Origin of the sequence: Peribacillus sp. NPDC058002 (assembly GCF_042886655.1) — a bacterium.
Taxonomy (GTDB): domain Bacteria; phylum Bacillota; class Bacilli; order Bacillales; family DSM-1321; genus Peribacillus; species Peribacillus aracenensis.
In genome coordinates, this window is record NZ_JBHVQU010000318.1 from 1 (window position 1) to 3,507 (window position 3,507).

The window sequence follows — 3,507 nt, forward strand, 5'->3', positions numbered from 1 at the left end:
CTATTACGTAGGCTGTTCTCCAACCATAATTTGAGATTAATTTTGTAATGATCGGACTTAGGACCGCTGCCCCAATTCCCGAACCCGCAAATGCCAAACCCATGGCCTTTCCTTTTTTCTCATAAAACCAATTGGTTAACATGATTGATATGGGAATATTGGAAAAGCCTGCAACACAGATGCCGATTACAAAGCCTATGATACAAAAATATACAGCTGAATTGGCAAGCGAGTATGACATGAATCCTGCTCCGGCCATTACTACGCAAATTGACATGATCCATTTCATATTCCCTTTAGCGAGTAGTTTCCCCATGATTGGAGAAGCAACAGCCACTCCAAGGCCAGCAATGGAAAGTGCAATGGAAAAAGTTGTTCTGCTTATTCCTAAATCTTCTGTAACCGGAACCATGAACAAACTGTGCAAGGAATTTATTATCGAGAAACCGGCGAACATTATGAAAAAGCCACACAACACCACATACCATCCATAAAAAATGCCATTAGAATCTTGTGCCATCTACAGAACCCCCAGTCCACTATTTACAGCGAATTCCCTCATCCTATTTCCATATAAATGGTCTTCTCACGGGTATATTCAAGAATGGTATCCGTTCCGAATCCACTGCTTTTTTGGCCTCCGAATGGGAGTTCAGGTCCCACCCTGCGAAACAAGTTCACCCACACATTACCCGATTCCAGTTTGCGTACCATCCGATTTGCCCGATCCAAATTCGAGGTCCATACTCCAGCTCCTAAACCATAATCACTGTCATTAGCTATGGTGAGGGCTTCCTCTTCCGTATCAAAGGGGATAACGGTCGCTACCGGACCGAAGATTTCCTCTTGACAGATACGGAGAGAATTACTATTGACCTTGATCAGTGTTGGCTCAACCCAATAGCCATCAGCTAATTCGGGTTCATCAGGTAATAGGCTAACACCTCCATGACGGCCACCGATGATGATTTCCCCTCCTTCCTTTTTGCCTAATTCTATATATGAAAGGACTTTTTCATATTGAGCAGCGTTAGCGATCGGTCCCATTGAAGTGGCAGGATTCATTGGATCACCCAGATGAATTTGCTGTTCCATCACTTCTTTCATCCTAATGATCATTTCATCGAATATGGACCTTTGAATCAAAATCCTCGATCCGCCTACACATAGTTGGCCTGCATTGCCGCTAAATATCCCATAGTTCGTCACCCCTTGTGCTGCTTTTTCAAGGTTAGCATCCGCAAAGACTATGTTTGGCGATTTCCCACCAAGCTCCAAAATCATGGGCTTAGGATTTCGTGCGGTCGATTGTGCTATCGCCCTTGCCGTTCCCCCAGAACCGGTCAAACTGATTTTGTTCACATCTGGATGTTTTACTAGAGTTTCTCCCACTTCCGCTCCGGTTCCTGATACGACATTCAGGATTCCTGGCGGGAGGATTTCATTAATCAGGTCTCCATATCGTAATGACGCGATAGAAGCCAACTCTGATGGTTTGATAATGACAGCATTTCCTGCTGCAATCGCATAGGCCGCTTTAATGGTAAACGTGAAAAGCGGTGAGTTCCATGGAAGGATTCCTACTACTACCCCTAAAGGTTCCCTCAATGAATAACCTACACTTGCAGGTCCCAATTGGACAGTATCTCCCTTACTCCCAATAGCTGTAGCACCTGCTGCATCATACCAAAGGCTTGCTAAGCTGGGAATGAGGCCGTGGCTCGTTTCCCTGATCACCCAACCATTGTCTCTTGATTCCAACTCAGCTAGCTCTTCACCATGCTTTACGACTAAATCACCTATTTTCCGCAGATAAGCTGCCCGGTCCATAGCTGGCCTCATGGACCAATCGGCAAAAGCAATTCGGGCTGCTTCTACTGCCGCTTCAGCATCTTGTGCCATACTGTAAGGAATGGTTGCCCAAACCTTGCCAGTTGACGGGTCGTAGCTCTCAATCCGCTTCCCGGAAGAAGCGGGAACCAGATCGCCATTAATCATATTCTGAAACTCTTTCACTTTATATGAAATTTCCAACGTTCATCTCCACCCTTCGGCTTAGTAAAGCACGAATGTAACCCATTCTACTTTTCTACCAACCTAATGCTGTAGCTGCCTGTTTGTAATATTGTTCAGTACTTCCTAAATAATTCTCATAGAATCTGGCACGCTTAACAAAAAGATGACAATCAATTTCTTCTGTAAATCCGATTCCGCCATGAATCTGAATATTGTCTGACGAAATACGTACAAATGCTTTCGTGGCAAATATTCGTGCGCAGGAAACGGCTTGAACCCGATCTTCTGCACCGCTTTCCAAAGCCCAGTTAGCATAATAAGCTAAAGATCTAGCTGTTTCGAGATCCATTTTCATATCGACGATTCTATGTTTAATCGCTTGGAATCTTCCTATGGGCTGACCAAACTGTTCACGGATCTTCGCATACTCTGCTGCCATCTCTACCACTTTCTCCATACACCCGACAATTGCTGCTGAGAGAGCTGCATTGAAAGAAAGTAACCCTTCTTGGAGGGCATCCCAACCTTGATGCATGGATCCAAGTACCTGACCCATGGGAATTTCAACATCATGGAAAGACAATGCTGCCAAATGCCGGGTTTCATCAATGTTTTTTTGGCTTTCCATCGTAATATTCGTTTCATTTCGATCGACGATAAGTAGTGTAATCCCATCATTTCGTTTACCTTTGCCTGTACGGACCAATACTATATAATGATCAGCCAACCCTGCATCGGGAACCATTGATTTCACTCCGCTCAATATCAGCTGACCGTTTAGGGATTTTGCCTCCAAGTTAATGTCAGAAGGACCGTAACTTCCACCTGGTTCTAACCAAGCTAGCGAGAATGTTTTTGTACCAGCCGCAATTTCTGCTAAGTACCTATCTTTTTGTACTTCCGTCCCGAATTTCTCTATCAATGGCACAGTCAGTGCATTCGTTTCTAAAAATAAACCTGGCAATAAAGAACGGCCGGTTTCCTCAAGTACAGGTATTAAATCAAGGGGACCTAAGCCCATTCCCCCATGATCTTCCGATATATTAATACTTGAACATCCCAGTTCGGCAAGCCCGGATAATAAGGTCCTTAGAGATCCATTTTCACCCTCTATGTATGAGCGGGCCGTTTTTGTTTGCCCAGCACCATCTAAATATTTCCGGACATATCCACGAAACATTTCTTGTTCTTGATTTAAAGAAAAATCCACCTTTATTCCCCCCTTTTCATCTTAACGTCCCATATCTTTCGGTAAACCTAGAATCCTTTCCCCAATAGTGTTCTTTTGTATCTCGCTCGTTCCACCTCCTATTGTTTGTCCAAAAGAATAAAGATAATTATCCTGCCAATACGAGTTGGAGGAGATGGCATCTTCTTTCCACAGAACACCCTTATGTCCTTGTAATGAAATCGATTGGGACAGCAGCTCTTTAGTAAGTTCACTTACCATCAATTTATCCATCGAACCTTCTGCACCTGGATGACCACTGT

The 3,507-nt window shown here is 44.0% G+C and carries 4 protein-coding genes; all 4 read right to left on the minus strand.

Annotated elements, in window-relative coordinates:
* Positions 1-520 (minus strand): MFS transporter (locus ACFVSH_RS24235; RefSeq protein WP_387708280.1); only part of this gene is annotated, 520 nt, incomplete at its 3' end.
* A 38-nt stretch (positions 521-558) separates the two neighbouring features.
* Positions 559-2,034 carry an aldehyde dehydrogenase family protein gene (locus ACFVSH_RS24240; protein WP_387708282.1) on the minus strand — a complete coding sequence of 492 codons (1,476 nt, stop codon included), beginning with the start codon at positions 2,032-2,034 and terminating at the stop codon, positions 559-561.
* Positions 2,035-2,089: 55 nt separating this feature from the next.
* Positions 2,090-3,226, minus strand: a complete 1,137-nt coding sequence (locus ACFVSH_RS24245; protein ID WP_387708284.1) for an acyl-CoA dehydrogenase family protein — start codon at positions 3,224-3,226, stop codon at positions 2,090-2,092.
* 21 nt (positions 3,227-3,247) lie between these two features.
* Positions 3,248-3,507 (minus strand): acyl-CoA dehydrogenase family protein (locus ACFVSH_RS24250; RefSeq protein WP_387708286.1); only part of this gene is annotated, 260 nt, incomplete at its 5' end.